We start from the raw sequence: 19,971 nt of genomic DNA on the forward strand, positions 1-19,971 counted from the left end.
TCACTCCTGGGAAGCGGAAGGCTTGGACTCGGAGGTGGACGGCGCCGGGCGGGCGCTGTCGTCCTCGAGCGGGAAGAGGGCGAGCCGGTCGGCGTGCTCGTGGTCGCGGTGGCGCACGCTGTACGCGAACAGCAGCACCGAGCTGGCGACGAGCATCAGGCTCACGAAGACCTGGAGGACGAGAACGTTCATGCCGGCACCTCCCGCGGCAGGGGCGTAGGTATGGAGGCCGGACGCTCACGCGCGGCGGACAGGCTCCACACGGTGAAGAGGACGGTGATGAGGCTGGTGGCGGGCATGGCCACCGCGGCGCGCAGCGGCGTCATCCACCCCGCGAGGCACACGGCGACGGCCACCACGTTGTAGGCGATGGCGAGCCCCAGCAGCCGGCGCACCACGGCGCGCAGCCGCAGCGACAGGTGGAGCGCCTCGCGGATGGAGGCCAGCCCCTCGCCGAGGAGGAAGAAGTCGCTCTTGCCCGGCATCACCGGCCGGTCGATGGCGGGCGTGCCCGCGCACAGCGCCCGCTCGAAGGCGAGGCTGTCGTTGACGCCATCGCCCAGGTACAGCGTGTCCGCCTTGTCCAGCGCCGCCACCGCCGCCGCCTTGTCCTCGGGGCGTTGGCCGCCCAGCGCATGCGGTGCGGGCACGCCCAGCGACTCGGCCATCTCCCGAACCCGCGCCGGCGAGTCACCGGAGATGAGCCACACCGCGCGGCCCTCCGCCTGGAGCGCCTGCACCTCGCGCCGCGCGTCCGAGCGGACCGACTCGCGCAGCGGGAAGGCCGCCACCAGCACCGAGTCGCGTGACAGCACCGGGCCCTGGCCGCGCGGGGCCGCATAGCCCACCTCGCTCACGACCGCGGCCCACCCGGGGCGCCCCAGCCGCCAGCACACACCGTCACGGATGAGCTCCAGCCCCTGGCCGGGGTACTCCGTGACGCGTGATTCCGCGGAGAAACGCGCGCCCACGCGGTTGAGGGCGGCGGCGAGGCACCGGCTCGCCGGGTGGTTGCTACGCGAGGCCATATCGAACGCCACGTCCCGCGCCTCCGGAGAGAGCCCCTCCACCGACGCGCGGTCCACCAACTCCAGCCGGCCCAGCGTCAGCGTCCCCGTCTTGTCGAACAGCACCTGGCGCACGCGCGGCAGCCGGTCCAGCAGGTCCGGGCTGCGCACGAAGAAGCCGCCACGCCGCAGCCGCGCCTGCACCAACTCGTACGCCAGCGGCGTGGCGATGCCGATGGCGCAAGGGCACGTCACCACCAGCAGCGCCACCGCGACCTCCAGCGCCTTGTCGGGCCCCGCCGGCCACCACACGGCGAGCCCCAGGGCGGACACCGCCAGCACGGTGACCACCCAGCGGCGTGACACCCGGTCCCAGAAGCGGGTGTGCACCGCCGCCCCACCCGCGCCCTCGGGTGCGCGGCGCAGCAGGGCCACCAGCGGTGAGTCGGTGAAGGCCTGCGTCGCCCTCACGCGCACCGCCTCGCGGCCCGCGTTGAAGGCCCCGGCGGGCAGCGGCTCCCCCTCTACCACCGCACGCTCGCCGGGCTCCCCTGTAATCCAGTCGGTGGACACGCGCGCCTCCGTGTCCAGCAGCACCGCGTCCACGGGCACCAGGTCGCCCGGGGCAATCACCAGCACGTCGCGCTCTCCCACCTCCGAGGCGCGCACGGTGGCGAGCCGCTCGCCCTCCTGCCGCCGGACGAACAGCCCCTCCGCCCCGTCATCCTCCAGGAGGAAGCGCCGGTTGCGCTCCAGCACGCGCTGCTGGAGCCAGCGTCCCACGAGCATCAGGGTGACGAAGGTGTTGAGCGTGTCGAAGTAGGCGAGGTCGCCGCGGCCGCCACGGGCCTGCACCAGCGAGGTGCCGAACACCAGGAGGATGCCCAGGGCAATGGGCAGGTCCAGGTGCAGCACGCCGCGCCGCAAGCCCTGCGCGGCGGAGCGGAAGAAGGGCCAGCCACCCACCACCACCACCGCGGTGGACAGCCAGAGGCTCAGCTTCGTGAAGAGGGCGAACACGTCGCCGTCCTCGGGGGTGAGCCCCACGTAGAAGCTCACCGAGAACAGCATCACGTTCATCGTCAGCGCGGCGCAGATGCCCAGGCGGATGGGCAGGTCCAGGCTGGAGGACTCGGGGCGCTTGCGGCTGGGGCCGAAGAGGTAGCCGAAGCCCTCCACCGCCTTCAGGAAGCCGCCCACGTCGAAGGCACCGCGCCGCCACTGCATCCGCACCTTGCCCAGCGCCGGGTCCACGGTGAGGCCCGCGCCACCCTGCTGCCGGCGGAACATCTCGTTCATCAGCCAGACACATGCGGCGCAGTGGATTCCCTGAACGTCCAGCTCCATCGCGCACACCGGCCCCGGCATGGACTCGGCGCGAGTCACCAACGGCTCCAGCCACGCGAAGCCGCGATCTTTGCGCGGCTCCGGCGCCGGCGCCGTCTTGCCCTGGGCGAGCTGGTAGTAGCGGGTGAGCCCCTGCTCCCGCAGGAGGCCATACACGGCCTCGCACCCCGCGCAGCAGAAGCCGCGCGACGGCGCACCCGCGGGGACGGGACTGCCACAGTGGAGGCAGGAGTCCGGAGCGGGCTCTGTATGGGGGGAGGCAGGCATGCGCGATGTCACCTTGCGAACGGCATGCCTGTTGCGAAGCAGGGGGACATGGCCCTCGAGACGATCGCGATTTCCCCGTTGCTGGCCGCGCTCCCACCCTCACCCGCGGTGGCGGCGGGTGCACTCGGTGCGCTGACGGTGGGACTCACCGGCAGCGTGCACTGCCTCCTCATGTGCGGGCCGCTCGCGTGCGCGGGCCTGCCGGCGGTGCCGGGCCCCGAGCGGCGCCGCGCGGTGCTCGCCTACCAGGGCGCGCGAGTCGCGTCGTATGCCCTCGTGGGAGGAGCGCTGGGGGCGATCGGAGGAGGCGTCACCCAGGCGCTGGCGGTGTCCACCCGGCCCTATCTGCCCTGGCTGATGGCGGCGGCGCTGGTGGCCTCGGCGCTGGAGTTGGGCAAGCGGCTGCGCCCGCTGCCGGGCCTCTCACAGGTGGCGCGCGCCATCTCCAGGTGGGGCGCAAAGTTTTCGTGGACCGGCCGCGCGGGCGCAATGGGTGCGGTAACGCCGCTGCTGCCCTGCGGCCTGCTCTACGGCGTCTTCGCCGCGGCGCTGGCGAGCGGCTCCTTCGCGGGAGGCGCGCTGGTGCTCGGGGCCTTCGCCCTGGGCGGGCTGCCCGCGCTGCTGGGCGCGCAGCTCCAGGTGGGGCTGTGGAAGCACCGGCCTCGCGCCGTGTCCTTCCTGCTCCAACGAGCGGTGCCGCTGGCCGCGGCGGCCATCCTCATCTACCGCGCCGTCGGCTCGTCGGGCGGACAGCCGAGCTGTCACTGAGCGCCGCACGCGGCGGTTTCACGAAACACCTCGAAGCGCTTCGAGCAACACCCGGCGGACGGCCGAGCGGCGGCACTGGAGACAGGGGCGTGTCGCGGCCGGCAGTGAGCTTATCGGTGAGGGTGGCATCAGCGAGGCTGCTCGCTCCCTCAGGCCGTCCTTCTCCCGAGGCGCCCCCTCTGACAGGCCCTTCGGCCTTGACTAGAACTTCATTCTAGAACCAGATTCTAGACATGGAGAAGGAACGACGGAGCACGGTGGGGGAGCGGAGCCGGCGCGCCATCCTGGACGCGGCGCTGGAGTGCTTCACCCGGCTGGGCTGGACGGCCACGACCATCGAGGACATCCGCAAGGGCAGTGGCGCCAGCGTCGGCAGCGTGTACCACCACTTCGGAGCGAAGGAGGGCATCGCGGTCGCGCTGTACATCGACTGCCTGCGCCAGCATCAGGAGGCGCTGCGGGCCCGCCTGGAGCGGGAGCTGGACGCGGAGGGCTTCGTGCGCGAGGTGGTCATCCACCACATCGTCTGGTGCCGCACGAATCCGCAGGCCGCGCGCTTCCTCATCCAGATGCGTCGCGATGAGTCAGTGGCCGCCGCCGAGCCGGAAATCCAGGAGGCCACGGGAGACTTCGTGCGCGAGATGTACGAGCGGCTCAAGGCCTTCGTGAAGGAGGGCCAGCTCCTCAAGCTGCCCTCGTCCGCGTACCTGCCGCTGCTGCTCGGCCCGGCGCAGGAGCTGCTCCGCTACTGGGCCAGCGGCAAGGGCGAGCTCAAGGCCGGCATCGAGAAGGTGCTGGCCGACGCCGCGTGGCGGAGCCTGCGCCCGGAGCCCCCTGCCGGAGGACGCCATGATGCTCGCTGACACCCCACCCTCCCCTGCCCCGGTGCGGGCCGAGAACGTCTCCATCCCCGCGCGTGACGGCCTGCCCCTGGCGGCGACGCTGTACGAGGGGAGCCGGAGCAACGGCGTCGCCGTCCAGGTGAACCCGGGGACGTCCGTGCCTCGCAGGTACTACGACGCCTTCTCGCGCTACCTCGCGGGCCGGGGCTTCACGGTGGTGACGTACGACTACCGGGGCATGGGGGACACACGCATGGAGCCCGCGGCGCTCCGGAAGGCGCGCTTCCAGGACTGGGGCGAGCTGGACGCGCCCGGCGTTCAGGACTGGTTGGCGGCGCGGCAGCCCTCGCACCGGCTCGCGGTGGTGGGGCACTCGGCGGGCGGACAGATGCTGGGGCTGGCGGACAACGCGTCGCGCTTCCGCGCGGTGCTGCTCATTGCCTCGCCGCACGGCTGGTGGAGGAACTGGTCGCGGCTGCCGGCCCTGCAGCTCGCGTTCGTCTGGTACGTGCTGACGCCAGTGTCGCTGGCGACAGTGGGCTACTTCCCGGGGAAGCTCGTCGGCATGGGGAACCTGCCCCCGGGCATCGCGAGCCAGTGGGCCCGCTGGTGCCGGAACCCCCACTACGTGTCGGATGAATCGGGCGGCCCGCTGAGGCCCTACAACGAGCACCTCCGCGCGCCGCTGCGGCTCTACAGCTTCACCGACGACGAGTACGCGCCCGAGCGCTCCGTCCGGGCCCTGCTCGAGTACTACCCCCGCGCGCCACGCGAGCACCTGCGGCTGACTCCCGCACAGCTCGGCCTCGAGCGCATCGGCCACTTCGGATGGTTCCGCTCCTCGATGCCACGAGCCGCCTGGGACGAGGCGGCGGACTGGCTCGAACAGACCGCGCTGAGACTGGACGGCCCGGGATAGCCCCGCGCGACGCCGGTGCCGGATGGCTCCGGGGGAACCAGACATGGCGGAGCTGAATCAGACAATCCTCCGCCTGGCGCTGCCTACGCGCGCTCGTCCGCCAGGGCCCAGGCGATGGCGTCGCCGATGCGGTCCTGCCCGAAGAACAGCTCACCACGGACGACGCAGTTGGGGGCGCCGAAGATGCCCAGCGCCTCGGCCTGCTCGGTGTTCGCGCGCAGGCGGGCCTTGTTCTCCGCGGTGACTGCCTGGGCGAGCACCGGCTCCGGGTCCACCCCGAGCCCCTTCAGCAACTTCGAGAGCATCGACGGGTCCGAGATGTCGCGGTCCTCCGCGAAGTTGGCGCGGAAGACCCCACGGATGAAGTCCCCCAGCCAGGGCTGACCCTCGCCCGCGCACGCCACGCGGGCCGCGAGGATGCTGTTCCGGGGAAACACGGTCGGCCGCCGCCACGGCAGGCCGTGCTTCGCGCACAGCCGCTCCAGGTCGCGCCACATGTACTTCCCGCGCACGGGATTCACGTTGAAGGGCGAGTCCTTGATGCCCAGCTGCGCCGTGAAGAGCGGTCCCAGCAGGAACGGCTTCCACACGAGCGGCACTCCGGCGGCACGGCACTCCTCCTCGATTCTCAACGCCCCCACGTGGGAATAGGTGCTCGCGAAATCGAACCAGAACTCCAGCGGCGCGGCCATGACGAACCCTCCTGAGGTGGAGGTCTACACACGCTCCAGCACGGCCGCCACCGCCTGGCCGCCGCTCGTGCACAGCGCCACCAGGGCCACCGAGCCGCCGCGCCGCTCCAGCTCATCCAGCGCCGTGCCCACGAGCATGCTCCCGGTGGCGCCCAGCGGATGCCCCAGGGCGATGCCGCCCCCGTTGACGTTGACGCGCTCCAGGTCCACCTCCAGCGCGCGCACCGTCTGAAGGACGACGGCCGCGAAGGCCTCGTTGATTTCCCACAGGTCCACGTCACGCGCCGCCATGCCCGCGGCCTTGAGGACCTTCGCCGCGGCGGGAGCCGGGCCGGTCAGCATCAGCACCGGGTCGCTGCCCACGGCGGTGACGGCCCGCACCCGGGCCCGGGGCTTCAGCCCGTGCGTCCGCACGTAGTCCCGTGAGGCCACGAGCACCGCCGCCGCCCCATCCGCGATGCCGCTGGACGTCCCCGCCGTGTGGAGGTGGCGCACCGCGCCGGCCCTTGGGTACGCGCGCAACGCCACCGCGTCGAGCGTCTCGCCTCCAGGCCCCAGAGGCTCCGTGCCGAGCTGCGTGAAGGACGGGGCGAGCGCCGCCAGCTTCTCGCGCGTCGTGTCCCGGCGCGGCGAGTCGTCCGCGGAGAGCAGCACCTCGCCGGTGTCCGGGTGCTTCACCGCGAAGAGGCTGCGCGAGAACCGCCCTTCCGCCTGGGCCTGGACCGCGAGCTGCTGCGAGCGAAGGCCGAAGGCGTCCAGCTCCTCGCGGGAGAAGCCCTCCAGGGTGGCGATGAGGTCGGCGGAGATGCCCTGGGGCACCTGGACGAAGCGGCGGCGCAGCCAGGTGTTCCCCCCGTCCACGCCCCCACCGTCCGCGTTCAGACCCAGCCGGCTCATCTGCTCCACGCCACCGGCCACGACGAGGTGCTGCGCCCCGGACGCCACGCCCATCGCGGCCAGCGACAGCGACTGCAGGCCCGAGCCACAGAAGCGGTTGAGGCTGAAGCCCGGCACGGTGATGGGCCAGCCCGCGGCCAGCAGCGCCTGGCGCGCGATGTTGGCGCCCTGGGCGTCCACCTGGGACACGCAACCAATCACCACGTCCTCGATGTCCGAGACCTCGACACCCGTGCGCCGCGGAAGCTGTTGCAGCGTCTGGGCCAGCAACTCCTGCGGGTGCAGCCCGCTGAGAGCGCCCTTCCCGGGCTTCGCCCGGGCACGCGGAGTACGGACGGCATCCAGAATGAAGGCATCCATGGACAAACCCCTCCCACCTGCGGCGAGGCCCCTCGCCCCGTCATCGCGCCCCATCCATATTATTCCCATAATCTGGTCGCAAGCCGAAGTGGCTCGCCGAGGACACGGACAGAGTCGCTCGAAAGGAGCACCGTCCAGAGCTGCACACACGTTCCGGATGATGCATATAATACGGAACAACGAGGAGACCGTGGATGGGACATCCCCCGGAGCAGAAGCAGGCCACACACGAGCGCATCCTGGAGGCGGCCGGAGCGCTGTTCCGGCGCCAGGGGTTCTCGGGAACGAGCGTGGAGAACGTGATGCGCGCCGCGGGGCTGACGGTGGGCGGGTTCTACGCGCACTTCGGCTCGAAGCAGGCGCTGCTCGTCGAGTCACTCGAGCGCATCATGGGGAAGCGGCGCGTCGAGTGGTTCCAGGGGCTGGAGGACCTGCGGGGCGCGGAGTGGATGAGCCACCTCGTGCGGCGCTACCTGTCCCGGGCCCACCGTGACGCGGAGGTCCCTGCCTGCCCGCTGCCCGCGGTCCTGTCCGACGTGGTGCGTGGGGAGCCACCCGTGAAGGAGACGCTGGCACGGGAGCTGAGCCTGACAGTGGACGCCATCGCGGCGAATCTCTCGGGAGACGGCAAGGCGAGCGCCCGGGAGCGCGCGCTGGCGGCGTACGCGCTGTGCATCGGGACGATGACCCTGTCGAAGGCGACGCAGGGCACGCCCCTCTCCGACGAGTTGCTCACCGCGGCCCGGCGCGCCGCGGTGCTGATGGCGGAGACCTCCGAGCCTGGCACCTGACGCGCGTCGGAGCTGACGGTGGGCCTGCCGAGCCCATCACAGCTGACGGACGGTGGACCTGACGGTAGTACTGCCGAGCGCTTCAGGCCGCCACGCGGAATGGAGCGTCCATTCCGGCAGGGCGGCCCCCGGGGCTGACAGGGCTCGGAGGCAGGCCCCATGCGCGGCGAGGGACTGACGGGCCACGCGGAATGGAGCGTCCATTCCGGACAAGGGCACCCCGAGGAGAGAGCTGACCTGGCACGGAGGCAAGGCCCATGCGCGGCGACGGGTCTGACAGTCCTTGCGGAATGGAGGCGCCATTCCGAACAGGGCCGGCCGGAGGGCCGTCACGACAGGAAGTCGTGGCCTGGGAGACAGGACCTGGGGCTTCGCATCCCCTCACACTCCGGGGACGTCGAACAGAACCGAGGTATCGTTCCGCCCCCGCGACTGCATGGCCGAGGTGGCTCCGCGGCAGCACTCATCCGTGTCCTGAATCAGGCCGCAGCGTCACGGGATGTTCGCGCAGCCACGCCTGGCAGCGACGGATGCGCTCGGCGGCGGCGGGCAGGCCCATGCCGGCCAGCAGCGTCCGGTAGGGCTCGAAGCTCTCCGGCGTCCAGGTGGTGAGCGCCTTGAGGTCGGCCAGCATGACCATCTCCTCGGGCGAGCGCCCCACGGCTTCCTGCCGCGACGTGAGCAGCGCGGCGAGCGTCATGCGCGCGGGCTCGGCCTCGAAGGCGATGGCCGTATCCATGGCCGCTGCCCGGGTGGCCTCGTCGGCGGAGGTGTCCTTCGCCTTCTCGCGCAGACGCCCCAGCAGCCCCGAGAGGAAGTCCTCATCGAGCGCCCCCTTCACCGCGCGCATCAGCGTGGTCACCGCGTCCCGCCGCGTCTCCGCCGCCGCATCGCGCGGCAGGGACTTCAGCGCCTGCATGGGCTCCCAGAGGACACAGGTGAGCCACAGCTCCTCCTCGGGAGCGAAAACGGGCGGAGCGGAGGACTCGCGCAGCCGGGCCTCCACGCGAGCAGCGCGCTCCCGGGCCTCGCGGGCGATGCGCTCGGCCAGCCCGGGGTCCGACTGCACGTAGCGCAGCAACGCGTCCACGTCGCCCCCGCGCGCCTGCTGGAGAGCCTCGCGAGCCTCGGGCGGGAGCGTCTCCTCGGCGAACCCGCCCGCGAGCGCCTCGTACTTCTTCACCAGCTCGGCGTGCTTCGCGCTCCACTCGCGGAACTGCACGTCGAACACCACGTCCAGCACGGGGATGTCCTCCGGACGCGCGCGGCCGAGCCGCTTCGACGCGGACGCGAACAGCACGCCCACGCACAGGGCCTGCCGGTCCGCGGCGGAGCGCCCCGGCTCGGAGGCACGGGCCAGCAACACCGCCCCGAGCTCCTCCAGGAAGGCGGGCGTCCCCAGCTTGCGCACCGTCCCCACCAGCAACTCGCGGCGGGCACTGACGGCATCCTGCCCTTCCTTGTCGGCCAGCCTCGCCAGTTCGGGGCCCACGTGGTCGGCGAACGCCTGCGCATCGAAGCGCAGGCCCGGCGCGGGGCCCCACTCCGCCAGCAGCGCGCCCAGCCGGACGAGACACCCGGACATCCGGGACGTGTCCGGGTCTCCGAGCACTTCCATGGCCTTCTTGAGGTCCTCGGCCAGCGGATGGGCAGGTGCGGGGGGCGGCGCGGCCTTCGCCCGGTCCTCGGCGGCGTGGCAGACCTTGTACTTCTTGCCGCTGCCACAGGGGCACGGGTCATTGCGGCCGGGCTTCTTCGAACTCAAGCGTTCCTCACGAGACGGGTACGTGACAGGGGAATCCGCGCGCACCGTAGTAGCAGGTGGGCTCCCGAATCACGCGGGAAGCGTGCACCGACTGTCCCCTGCCTGAAATCCCGCTCAACGGACGAAGTCCGCGGTGAAGCCGGTGCGCTCGTCCGCCGTGAGGTCCGGCGTCTGCGCACATCCGCTCTCCGCGGCGCGGACCGCCGCCTCCATCACCGAGACCACCGCCAGCGCCTGCGAGGGCGTCACGGGATTGGCCTCCCCGCCCTCCAGCGCATCCCGCAGCGCGCTGTAGTACCGGCGGTAGTCCCCCGGAGGCGCCACGGTCGGCGTCCCATTCCCGGAGCCCCCGGTCAGCAGCATCCCGGGAGAAGGGTCCTCTCCCCAGCCCGCGGCGCCAGGGCGCTTCCCCGCGCGCAGCTGCTCCTCCTGCGAGTCCATCCCGTACTTGAGCCAGGAGCCCTTCGTCCCATGGGCCGCGAACCGGGGCATCCCGCCCGACACCAGCATGGACGCCTGGAGGACAACATGCCGGCGCGGGTACACGAGGGTCACCTGGCACCAGTCATCCACCTGCGCCCCGTCGCGGTGCCGGGCCAGCATCGCGGTGACCTTGTCCGGCAGGCCGAACAACTGCAACGCCTGGTCGACCAGGTGCGGTCCCAGGTCCTGCCAGATGCCCGCGCCCGGGAGCGCCTGCTCACGCCAGCGCTGACGGACCTCCGGTCGGAAGCGGTCGAACCGCGACTCCAGATGGGTGACGTGTCCCAGCAGTCCCTCGGAAATCACCCTCTGAAGCGCAAGGAAGTCACTGTCCCACCGCCGGTTGTGGAACACGGACAACACGCGCCCCTGCTCCTGGGCGAGCGCACGCAGCGCGCGAGCCTCCGCCAGCGTGACGGTGAAGGGCTTGTCGACGACGACGTGTCTGCCCGCCCGGAGCGCGGCCTCGGCCAGCGGCGCATGGCTCGCGTTGGGCGTGGCGATGACCACCAGGTCCACGTCCGGGTGCGTGGCCGCCTCCACCGCGGACGCCACCACCGCCGCTCCCGGCAGCAGGGCCCGCACCGCCTCGGGCTGGCTGGACGCGACGACGCGCACCTCCATTCCCCCGACGGCCTGAATCAGCGGAGCATGGAAGGTCCTGCCCGCGAAGCCGAAGCCCAGCAGCGCGACACGGACCGGGGTGCGTCCTGAGGTGGAATGCTTCATCGGCGGGAGATTGGAGCACACCGCCGTGAGCAGGCATCCCCCAATAAAAAAGCGACGCCGCCCGCCGAGGAGAACGGGCGGCGTCGCCGCTGGGACCGCGCGGTACTGGAACCCGGGAAGTGGGCAGGCGCCAGGTGGTCCGCGGCCCCCGCGAACAGCTCATCAGGTGTGGTGGTGCAGGCTCTCCACGAGGTACGGGTCGCCCGCCGGAATCATGGGCGCCGAGCGCACCGCGCGCGTCACCGCCAGCGTGAACAGCCCGCCCACGCCCACGATGCCGGCCAGCTCGTACATGCCCAGGCCGGCGCCGTCCGGCATGTTCGACGGAGCCACCATCAGGTGCAGGTCCAGCCAGCGGCCGGCCAGGAGGACGGCGGCCACGCGCAGCAGGTGCGCCGGGTTGCGCTTCGCCGGCCGGGGCAGCAGCAGGACGAAGGGCAGGGCCCAGTTCAGGACGAGGTTCAGATAGAAGGGCACCGCCCACCCGCCGTGCATGCGCGGGATGAAGTAGGCCGTCTCCTCCGGGATGTTCGCGTACCAGATGAGCAGGAACTGCGAGAACCAGAGGTAGGCCCACAGCGTGGCGAAGCCGAACATCAGCTTGCCCAGGTCATGCAGGTGGCTGGTGTTGAGCTGGGGCAGCGCGCCCGCCCGGTGCAGCAGGATGGCGGCCACCGTAATCGCGCACACGCTCGAGCTGAGCAGGCCCGCGAAGTTGTAGAGCGCGTAGATGGTGCTGAACCAGTGCGGCTCCAGGCTCATCAGCCAGTCGAACGCCGCCAGGCAGAACGTCAGGCCGAAGAGCACCAGGAAGACGGCGGACGTGGCCACGTTGCGCTTCGTCAGCGCCTCGGTCCGCTCCGTGTCCTGCTTCAGCGAGTTGCGCCGCAGCACCCAGGTGAAACCCGCCCACAGCGCCAGCATCAGCACCATGCGGATGGCGAAGAACGGCACGTTGAGGAAGGCCGCCTTCTTGTGCAGCAGGTGGTCGGTCTCCATGATGCCCGGCCGCGCCCACAGGTACAGCTTGGACGCGAAGGGCACCAGCACCAGCAGCGGCACCGCGCCCCAGGGCACGTAGGAGGCGAACGCCTCCGGGATGCGCTTGAAGACGGTGAACCAGCCCGCGTTGGCCACGTACATCAGCGCCAGGAAGACGGCGCCGCCCAGGCCCAGGCACAGGAAGAGGAAGCCGCTGGTGAGCAGGCTGGACAGCGCGCGGGCCGGGTACAGGGCCAGGCCCACGCCCAGCGTGCCCAGGCCCACCACCGCGGCCACCATCGCCGCGCGGCGCACGGCCGGGCTGACCTCGAAGCCTCCGCTGGAACCCGCCGGAGGAACCTCATGCACGTGGGAGCTCATGGCACGTCCTTCCGCGCCGTCTGCGCGGGGTTCTGCAACGTCCGGATGTAGTGGACGATCTTCCACCGGTCCTCCGGAGCCACCTGCGAGCCGTGGGCCGGCATCAGCCCCTGCCCGTGGGTGATGATGTGGAAGATCTGCCCGTCGGGCAGCCCCTTCGCGCGCTCGGCGAGCAGCGACGGCGGCATGGGGAAGCGCGCCGTCACCAGGCCGTCACCCAGCCCGCCGGTGCCATGGCACGGGGTGCAATAGCGCTGGAAGGCCGTCTGCCCCCGCGCCAGCACCTCGGGCGAGGCGGGGTACGGGTTCTTGAACTCGCGCCCCGCGCGCGCCGCCTCGTCCGGGCCGGAGGCCAGGTGCAGCGGCTTGAAACCCCGGGGCACCGTGCCCTTCGCCGGCCCCAGCAGCGTCTTGCCGTCCGGCGTGTTGGGGTTGGGCGCGAAGCTGTCGTACGGCACGGAGGACACCATGTCCGGCGCGTACTCGTAGTTGGGCCGCGTCTCGTCCTGCTCGCAGCCCGCGGCGGCCAGCACCAGCGCCGCCAGACCAGGGAGTGCCTTTCTCACGACGCCACCTCCACCCGGGCCATCTCCACCGCGCCATGCCGGCGCAGCACGTCCTCCGCGGCGGCCATGTCCGCGGGCGCCTCACGCGGCTCCACCGCGATGGCGAACCGGTCATCCGTCACCCGGGGCAGGGCCACGCGCTTGTTGCCCGGAAACAGCTTCGCGCGAATCAGGAAGGCCGCCACGGTGGTCAGGGCCGCGAACAGCACCGTCAGCTCGAAGGAGACGGGGATGAACGCGGGGAACGAGTTGAACGGCTTGCCGCCCACGTTGAGCGGCCAGCTCACCACGCTGGTGTAGTACTGCAGCGACAGGGCCGCCGCCGCGCCCGTCAGGCCCGCGCCGAAGCACACCCAGGTGAGGCGGCTGGGCCTCAGGCCCATGGCGTCGTCCATGCCGTGCACCGCGTAGGGCGTGTACACGTCGTGCAGCGCGTAGCCGGCCTCGCGGACGGCGCGGGTGGCGTCGAGGACCTTCTCCTCGCTGTCGAAGTAGCCGATGAGGACGGAGGCGCTCATACGGGGACATCCTTTCGGGTGGCCATGGCCAGCGCGGGCGCGGCCATGCTGCCCTGGGCCGCGGGAAGCGGCTCGGGAGCGGAGTGCGCGGGCTTACGGGTACCGGAGTCGGCCGGAACCTCGCCGGGCTCGCGGGCGAAGCCCAGCACGCTCTTCACCTCGCCGATGGAGATGATGGGCAGCACGCGCACGAAGAGCAGGAACAGCGTGAAGAAGAGGCCGAAGGTGCCGATGAACGTGCCCACCTCCACCGCCGTGGGCGTGTACATGGACCAGCTGCTGGGCAGGAAGTCGCGGTGCAGGCTCGTCACGATGATGACGAAGCGCTCGAACCACATGCCCACGTTGATGACCAGGGACAGCACGAAGATGGCCGCGGGCGACGTGCGAATCTTCTTGAACCAGAAGAGGTGCGGCGACACCACGTTGCACGTCACCATCGTCCAGTAGGCCCAGGCGTACGGACCGAACGCGCGGTTCAGGAAGGCGTAGCGCTCGTACTCGTTGCCCGAGTACCAGGCGATGAAGACCTCCGTCCCGTACGCCAGCGACACGATGCCACCGGTGACGATGATGACCTTCGTCATGTTCTCCAGGTGGCGGATGGTGATGAGGTGCTCGTAGCCCAGCACCACGCGGGTGATGATCATCAGCGTCAGCACCATGGCGAAGCCGCTGAAGACCGCGCCGGCCACGAAGTACGGCGGGAAGATGGTGGTGTGCCAGCCGGGGATGACGGACGTGGCGAAGTCCATGGAGACGATGGTGTGCACGCTGAGCACCAGCGGCGTCGCCAGGCCGGCGAGCAGCAGGTACACCGTCTCGTAGCGGCTCCACGTCCGGTGAGAGCCCGTCCACCCCAGCGACAGCACCTTGAAGACGGCCTTGCGGATGCCCGCCTTCGCCCTGTCACGCACGGTGGCCAGGTCGGGGATGAGGCCCACGTACCAGAACACCGCGGAGACGGTGAAGTACGTGGAGATGGCGAACACGTCCCACAAGAGCGGCGAGCGGAAGTTCACCCACAGGCTGCCGCGCGTGTTCGGGTACGGCAGCACCCAGAAGGCCAGCCAGGGGCGGCCCATGTGGATGACGGGGAAGAGCGCCGCGCACATGACGGCGAAGAGCGTCATCGCCTCCGCCGCGCGGTTGATGCTCGTGCGCCACTTCTGCCGGAAGAGGAAGAGGATGGCGGAGATGAGCGTGCCCGCGTGGCCGATGCCCACCCAGAACACGAAGTTGGTGATGTCGAAGGCCCAGCCGACCGTCTTGTTCAGGCCCCACACGCCGATGCCCGTGCCCACCTGGTAGGCGACGATGCCGGCGCCGGTGCCCAGGATGGACACCGCGATGGCGAACGCCGCCCACCACTTCCAGGTGGGGGGGCGCTCCATGGGGGCGCAGATCTCCTCGGTGAGCTGGCCCAGGGTGCGCGCCTCGCTGACGAGCGGCACGCGCAGCGGGGACAGGTGCTGGTTGCTCATGTTCCGCTTCCCGACCCGGTGTTCCGGATCTTCGTGAGGTAGGTGATGGACGACCCGATGTTCAGCTCCTCCAGCAACCGGTAGGCCCGGCCATCCTTCGACAGCTTCGCCACGGCGCTGGCGGGGTCATTGATGTCCCCGAAGTGGATGGCCTTCGCGGGGCAGCTCTGCTGGCAGGCGGTCTGCGCGTCGCCGTCCTTCAGCGGACGGCCCTCGCGCTTCGCCTGGGCCTTGGCCTCCTGGACGCGCTGCACGCACATGGAGCACTTCTCCATGACGCCGCGGCTGCGCACGACGACGTCCGGGTTGAGCACCATGCGCTCCATCGGGTCGTCGTGCTTGTAGTCGAACCAGTTGAACCGGCGGACCTTGGTGGGGCAGTTGTTGGCGCAGTACCGGGTGCCCACGCAGCGGTTGTAGACCTGCTGGTTGAGGCCCTCGGTGGAGTGCACCGTGGCGAGCACCGGGCACACCGTCTCGCACGGGGCGTTCTCGCAGTGCTGGCACATCATCGGCTGGTGCACCACCTGCGGGTTGGCCTCGTCGCCCTGGTAGTACCGGTCCACGCGCATCCAGTGCATCTCGCGGCCGCGCAGCACCTCGTCGCGGCCCACGCTGGGGATGTTGTTCTCCGCCTGGCAGGACACCACGCAGGCCGAGCACCCCGTGCAGGCGCTCAGGTCCACCGCCAGCGCCCAGCGGTGGCCGTTGTACTCATGGCCGGACCAGATGGAGAGCGGGTGCGAGCCGTTGCCGCCGCCGTGCCCGCCCTCCTCCTCGTTGCCCGCGCGCGGGTTGGTGAGGAAGGCGGCCAGCTCCGCCTCGCGCACGTGCGGGCGGCCCTCCAGCCGGTGGTACGTCTGGGTGAGCGCCAGCGGCTGCTTCTCGCCGGTGGGCTCCACCGCCACGCCCGGCACCACGCGCCGCGCGCGTCCCTCCACCACCGCCGCCAGCGGGTAGGCGTTGGCGCCGATGCCGTCCGCGACGCGGCCCGCCTTCGTGCGGCCATAACCCACCGCCACGGCGATGACGGACGGGTGCGTGCCCGCCTGGACGAGCACCGGCAGCGACACCGTCTTGCCACCCACCCCCACCCGCACCACGTCGCCGTCGTTGAGCTTCAGCGCCTTGGCTCGGGCCGGGGCGATGAGGGCCTGGTTGCCCCACGTCGCCTTGGTGATGGGGTCCGGCACCTCCTGCAGCCAACCGTTGTTGGCGGGCGCGCCGTCGCGCACCGACACCGTGGGGTACAGCACCAGCTCCCACTCCACGGACGGACGGGCCACGCCGGCCAGCGCCTTCGCCAGCCCGTCCTCGCGGAAGGCCGGAGCCTCCACCGCCGCCGCGGGCAGCGTCACCACGCCCCGGCGCACGGCGTCGTCCCAGAAGGCGCCGAAGTCCTGCCCCGCCGCGCCGGCCCTGGAGAAGACCTCCGCCTCCCAGCGGGCGCGGAGGAAGTCATAGTGCGGCTGGGAAGCCCCCGCCCACGTGAGCAGCGACTCCACCACGGAGCGTGTCTCATGCAGCGGGGCCACCGCGGGCTGGCGCAGGGACAGCACGCCGCGCCGGGGCTCCGCGTCGCCCCAGGACTCCAGGGCGGTGGAGTCCGGCGCGTGGTAGCGCGCCAGGGTGGCCGTCTCGTCGAGCCGGTCATTGGTGGCCACGGAGAGGGGCACGGCCTTGAGCAGCGTCTCCAGCTCCCCGCCGCGCGGGTCCGAGTAGGCGGGGTTGACGCCGAGGAAGAGCACCGCGCCCACGCCGCCGGCGCGCACCTCCGACAGCAGCTCGCCGTAGGACAGCGCGTCCGCGTCCAGCGCCATGCCGTCCGCCAGGGACACCGTGGTGCCCTCGCTGCCCAGCAGCGCGTTGGCCGTGCTGGCCAGCACCTGCGAGGCCACGTCGTCTCCACCGCACACCACCAGCGCGTGGCTCCGCTGCGCCCACAGCGCATCCACCATCTCGTCGAGCGAGGACTCCTCCAGCGCCGGCGCGGGCAGCTGGGCCAGGGCGGGCACCGTGCGGCCCGCCTTCACCGCCAGCTTGCGCACCAGGGCGCCCAGCGCGGGCGTCAGGTCGGACGGAGCCACCTGGAAGCGGCGGTCCGCGGCGGCGCCAGTGAGCGTCAGCACCGGCTCCACCTGGAAGTGCCGCGCCATCTCCCGCTTGCCGGCCGCGTCGCGCGCCTCCGTGTACTGGCGCGTGAAGGCCACCGGCGAAATCCACGTGCCCAGGAAGTCCGCGCCGAAGCTGGCGATGACCTTCGCCTTGTCGAAGCGGTAGTCCGGCACCATGCGCACGCCGTGCGTGACGCGGTAGGCGTCGCCGATGGCGGCCAGCTCGCCCAGCGGCTCGTAGCGCACCGTGCGCGCCGTGGGGTACGCGGTGAGGAAGCGCCGCACCGCGGCCTCGGCGGTGGGGCCCATCACCCAGGGCAGCACCACGCGGATGGCCTTGCCCGCCTCCGTGGCCTTGCGCAGCCCCTCCGTCACGCCGGCGTCCAGCTCAGCCCAGGTGGTGCGCTTGCAGGACAGGGCCGGGAAGCGAGCGCGGCTGGCGTCATAGAGGGAGAGGACGGACGCCTGGCCCACCGCGCACACACCGCCGCGGGACACCGGGTGCTCGTCGTTGCCCTCCACCTTGATGGGGCGGCCGTCGCGCGTCTTCAGCAGCAGGCCGCACTGGGCGCTGCAGCCGCCGCAGGTGGACGCGTACCAGAGCGCCAGGCCCGGGGTGACTTCGTCCGGCCGGGCCACGTAGGGGATGACCTTCTGCACCGGGGCGCGGTTGCAGGCCACCAGGGCCGCCGTGGCGCTCAAGCCCATCATCTTGAAGAAGTCGCGGCGGCTGCTCGCGTCCGGGGGCGCGAAGGCCGTGCCCACCGGCAGTTCCTCGGCGAACTCGTTGCGGGCCTGCTCGAGGACGCCGGGGTCACCCGCGCGCTCCGCCAGGCTCTGCCAGTACTTGGGAAGGGTGTCGGACATTGCGGGGGTACCTCAGCGGTGGCAGCTGGAGCAGTCCGTGGGGGGCTGCAGGATGCGGGGTTCCTTCAGCGGCGCGGGCGGCGGCGTCCCGCTGGACATGGCGAGCAGCTCACCCGAGCGAGGCGCGGAGGGCGGGGGCGCGGAGACCTGCTCGGCCGCCGTCTTGCGGTGGCAGTCCAGGCACCAGCCCATCGTCATCGGCTCCACCTGCTCCAGGCGCACCATCTCCTGCACCGGGCCGTGGCACGTCTGGCACTGCAGGCCCGAGGTGACGTGGCTGGCGTGGTTGAAGTACGCGTGGTCCGGCAGGCGGTGGATGCGCACCCACTCCAGGGGCTTGTTCTCCGCCACCGAGGCGGCCACCTTCTGGATTTCGGGCGAGTCCTTCTTCACCTGCGTGTGGCAGTTCATGCACACGCTGGAGGGGGGCACGCCTGCGTGGCGGCTCTTCTCGGCGCCCACGTGGCAGTACTGGCAGTCCAGCTCGTACTGGCCTGCGTGGACCGCGTGGGAGAAGGCCACGGGCTGCTCGGGCATGTAGCCCTGCTGGTTGTTCACCGGGCCGCTGCAGCCCGACAGGGCCAGGGCGGCGAGCGCGCCCGCCCAGCCGGCGGCGCGGGTGAGGCGCGGGGTATGAATCGAGGCGTCGTTCATGGCGGTGGGCCCCCGCTTCAGCGGGCGGTCTCCTCCCGGGGCGTGGCGAGCATCGGAGTGTCGTTGGCGGGCTTCAGCGCCACGGCGGCCCCGCGCCGGGCGGGGACGAAGGGCGCCAGCGCCAGCAGCGCGAACCCGGCCAGCGTGTGGAGCTGGTAGACCATTGGCGTCTGGGCCATCAGCGCCGCATCCGGCTGGAAGACCATCAGCGAGCGCAGGTACGGCACCGACACGTGGAGGTACCAGGCGGAGCCCCAGCGCAGCGCCACGGCGATGTGCAGGCCGGTGAGCACCTGGGCCAGCAGCATGCCGAGGAAGCCGGCCGCCACCCACTGCCCCTCGCGGGCACGGCGCAGGGTGAGGCTCAGCAGGCCCCAGCCCAGCAGCATGCCGCCAATGAGGCTCACCGCCTCCAGGGTGAAGAGGCGCGCCGGAGACGCGTTGAAGGACTGCATCGCCCGGGGCGCGGCCAGCCCCAGCAGGTGGACGAGGGCCACGGTGACGCCGCCGGCCAGCACGGCACGGCCCGCGGGCGTCCAGGGCTCACGGGAGCCACGGGCCGGGGCCGAGGGGCGCGTCACCATCCGGCGCACCCCGCCCGCCACGGCCACGCCGGCCGCCGCGTAGGGAATGAAGGAGAAGAAGAAGGAGTCGCTCACGGGAGGCCTCGCTCGAGCACGCCGTCAGGGGTGGTGCGGGTCCTTCCCGCGCGGTCCCCAGACGATTCCGATGAACCCCAGCGCGGCGAGCAGCCCGACGACGCCGAGGAAGAAGAAGTCCTTGTCCTTGCGCGGCTTGCTGCCATCACGGGAGGCGTCCGCCAGGTACGCCTTCACGGCGTACTGCTCCTCCTCGGTGAGCGGCGCCTTCGCGTACAGCTCGCGCATCAGCGGCGTGTCCAGCTTCGCCAGCAGGGGCCGGATGCCGCGCTCGCCCTGCTTCGCGAAGGTGAAGGTGAGGTTCGGCCCCAGCGTGCCGCCACCGGCCACGCCGATGCCGCGCACGTCGTGGCAGCCGATGCAGGCGGGGCCGCCGTTGGCCAGCGGCTCGCCGCCCTCGAAGAGCCGGCGGCCGAGGGCCACCTCCTCCGGCGTGGCGTCCGTCCCCATCTTCGCGGCCGCGGACGGCTTGCAGGCGCTGCCGCCCTTCGCCGTGCACTCACGGAAGAAGGCGAAGAGGTTCGCGCGCTCCGTGTCGTTGAGCGACTGGTCCGGCATCCGGATGCCGTTGAACTTCTTCAGCAGCTCACTGGCCACCGGGTCGCCCGAGTCGATGAGCGCACCCGGGCTCTGGATGAAGCGGGTGACCCACGCCTCATCGCGGCGGTCCAGCACGCCGCGCAAGTCCGGGCCCACACGGTCGCCCTCGCCCGCTGTGTGACAGCTCGCGCAACGCTGCGTGAAGAGCTGCGCGCCCTGCTGTGCGCCCTGCGCCAGCGCGGCGGGTGCCGCCAGCATGGCCAGGAGCTGAATGACGGGGACGAACCTGCGCGCCGGGCGCGGTCGTCCACCCTGGGCTTGTGTCCGCATCGCTGCGTGC

18 protein-coding genes are annotated in these 19,971 nt (G+C 71.7%); 4 read left to right on the plus strand and 14 right to left on the minus strand.

Annotated features, from left to right (window positions below):
• Entirely contained in the window at positions 1-192 is a 192-nt protein-coding gene (locus K8638_RS10605; RefSeq protein WP_223754338.1) for a cytochrome oxidase, read from the minus strand.
• On the minus strand, positions 189-2,621 hold the full coding sequence (locus K8638_RS10610; protein WP_223754339.1) for a heavy metal translocating P-type ATPase: 2,433 nt from the start codon (positions 2,619-2,621) through the stop codon (positions 189-191). Before K8638_RS10610 ends, K8638_RS10605 begins: the two co-directional genes overlap by 4 nt.
• Positions 2,622-2,669: 48 nt before the next feature.
• Between K8638_RS10610 and K8638_RS10615 the strand changes: the two genes are divergently transcribed.
• The 3 genes from K8638_RS10615 (at position 2,670) to K8638_RS10625 (ending at position 5,150) form a co-directional block, all read left to right on the plus strand.
• Complete coding sequence (locus K8638_RS10615) at positions 2,670-3,389, plus strand: sulfite exporter TauE/SafE family protein (RefSeq protein WP_223754340.1); 720 nt, start codon at positions 2,670-2,672, stop codon at positions 3,387-3,389.
• A gap of 233 nt (positions 3,390-3,622) precedes the next feature.
• Entirely contained in the window at positions 3,623-4,252 is a 630-nt protein-coding gene (locus K8638_RS10620; protein WP_223754341.1) for a TetR/AcrR family transcriptional regulator, read from the plus strand.
• Complete coding sequence (locus tag K8638_RS10625; RefSeq protein WP_223754342.1) at positions 4,239-5,150, plus strand: alpha/beta fold hydrolase; 912 nt, start codon at positions 4,239-4,241, stop codon at positions 5,148-5,150. The genes K8638_RS10620 and K8638_RS10625 overlap by 14 nt, the downstream gene beginning before the upstream one ends.
• Before the next feature lie 83 nt (positions 5,151-5,233).
• Here K8638_RS10625 and K8638_RS10630 read toward each other — a convergent pair whose 3' ends face one another.
• Both K8638_RS10630 and K8638_RS10635 read right to left on the minus strand, forming a co-directional pair.
• Complete coding sequence (locus K8638_RS10630; protein ID WP_223754343.1) at positions 5,234-5,842, minus strand: 2-hydroxychromene-2-carboxylate isomerase; 609 nt, start codon at positions 5,840-5,842, stop codon at positions 5,234-5,236.
• Between the two features lie 24 nt (positions 5,843-5,866).
• Positions 5,867-7,105: an acetyl-CoA C-acyltransferase gene (locus tag K8638_RS10635; protein WP_370643944.1), complete on the minus strand. Its 1,239-nt coding sequence runs from the start codon at positions 7,103-7,105 to the stop codon at positions 5,867-5,869.
• 188 nt (positions 7,106-7,293) lie between these two features.
• Here K8638_RS10635 and K8638_RS10640 point away from each other — a divergent pair, with 188 nt between their 5' ends.
• Positions 7,294-7,890: a TetR/AcrR family transcriptional regulator gene (locus K8638_RS10640; protein WP_223754345.1), complete on the plus strand. Its 597-nt coding sequence runs from the start codon at positions 7,294-7,296 to the stop codon at positions 7,888-7,890.
• Between the two features lie 463 nt (positions 7,891-8,353).
• Here K8638_RS10640 and K8638_RS10645 read toward each other — a convergent pair whose 3' ends face one another.
• The 10 genes from K8638_RS10645 to K8638_RS10690 all read right to left on the minus strand — a co-directional run bounded on the left by K8638_RS10645 (position 8,354) and on the right by K8638_RS10690 (position 19,961).
• Positions 8,354-9,655 carry a YecA family protein gene (locus K8638_RS10645; protein ID WP_223754346.1) on the minus strand — a complete coding sequence of 434 codons (1,302 nt, stop codon included), beginning with the start codon at positions 9,653-9,655 and terminating at the stop codon, positions 8,354-8,356.
• Between the two features lie 114 nt (positions 9,656-9,769).
• Positions 9,770-10,867 (minus strand): oxidoreductase, encoded by a 1,098-nt coding sequence (locus K8638_RS10650; protein ID WP_223754347.1) that lies wholly within the window; start codon positions 10,865-10,867, stop codon positions 9,770-9,772.
• Between the two features lie 162 nt (positions 10,868-11,029).
• A complete protein-coding gene (locus K8638_RS10655) occupies positions 11,030-12,229 on the minus strand; it encodes a hypothetical protein (RefSeq protein ID WP_223754348.1) in 1,200 nt (399 codons plus the stop codon).
• The gene (locus K8638_RS10660) at positions 12,226-12,795 is read right to left on the minus strand and encodes a cytochrome c (RefSeq protein WP_223754349.1); all 570 of its coding nucleotides are present in this window, start codon (positions 12,793-12,795) and stop codon (positions 12,226-12,228) included. Before K8638_RS10660 ends, K8638_RS10655 begins: the two co-directional genes overlap by 4 nt.
• On the minus strand, positions 12,792-13,313 hold the full coding sequence (locus K8638_RS10665; protein ID WP_223754350.1) for a DUF3341 domain-containing protein: 522 nt from the start codon (positions 13,311-13,313) through the stop codon (positions 12,792-12,794). Before K8638_RS10665 ends, K8638_RS10660 begins: the two co-directional genes overlap by 4 nt.
• Complete coding sequence (gene nrfD / locus K8638_RS10670; protein WP_223754351.1) at positions 13,310-14,797, minus strand: NrfD/PsrC family molybdoenzyme membrane anchor subunit; 1,488 nt, start codon at positions 14,795-14,797, stop codon at positions 13,310-13,312. Before nrfD ends, K8638_RS10665 begins: the two co-directional genes overlap by 4 nt.
• A complete protein-coding gene (locus K8638_RS10675) occupies positions 14,794-17,778 on the minus strand; it encodes a TAT-variant-translocated molybdopterin oxidoreductase (RefSeq protein WP_223754352.1) in 2,985 nt (994 codons plus the stop codon). Before K8638_RS10675 ends, nrfD begins: the two co-directional genes overlap by 4 nt.
• Before the next feature lie 12 nt (positions 17,779-17,790).
• Entirely contained in the window at positions 17,791-18,432 is a 642-nt protein-coding gene (locus K8638_RS10680) for a cytochrome c3 family protein (RefSeq protein ID WP_223754353.1), read from the minus strand.
• A gap of 17 nt (positions 18,433-18,449) precedes the next feature.
• A complete protein-coding gene (locus tag K8638_RS10685) occupies positions 18,450-19,091 on the minus strand; it encodes a respiratory nitrate reductase subunit gamma (protein WP_223754354.1) in 642 nt (213 codons plus the stop codon).
• Positions 19,092-19,115: 24 nt separating this feature from the next.
• On the minus strand, positions 19,116-19,961 hold the full coding sequence (locus K8638_RS10690; protein ID WP_223754355.1) for a cytochrome c family protein: 846 nt from the start codon (positions 19,959-19,961) through the stop codon (positions 19,116-19,118).
• Positions 19,962-19,971: the final 10 nt, after the last annotated feature.

The organism is Myxococcus sp. RHSTA-1-4, from assembly GCF_020037125.1.
In the GTDB taxonomy this organism is placed as follows: domain Bacteria; phylum Myxococcota; class Myxococcia; order Myxococcales; family Myxococcaceae; genus Myxococcus.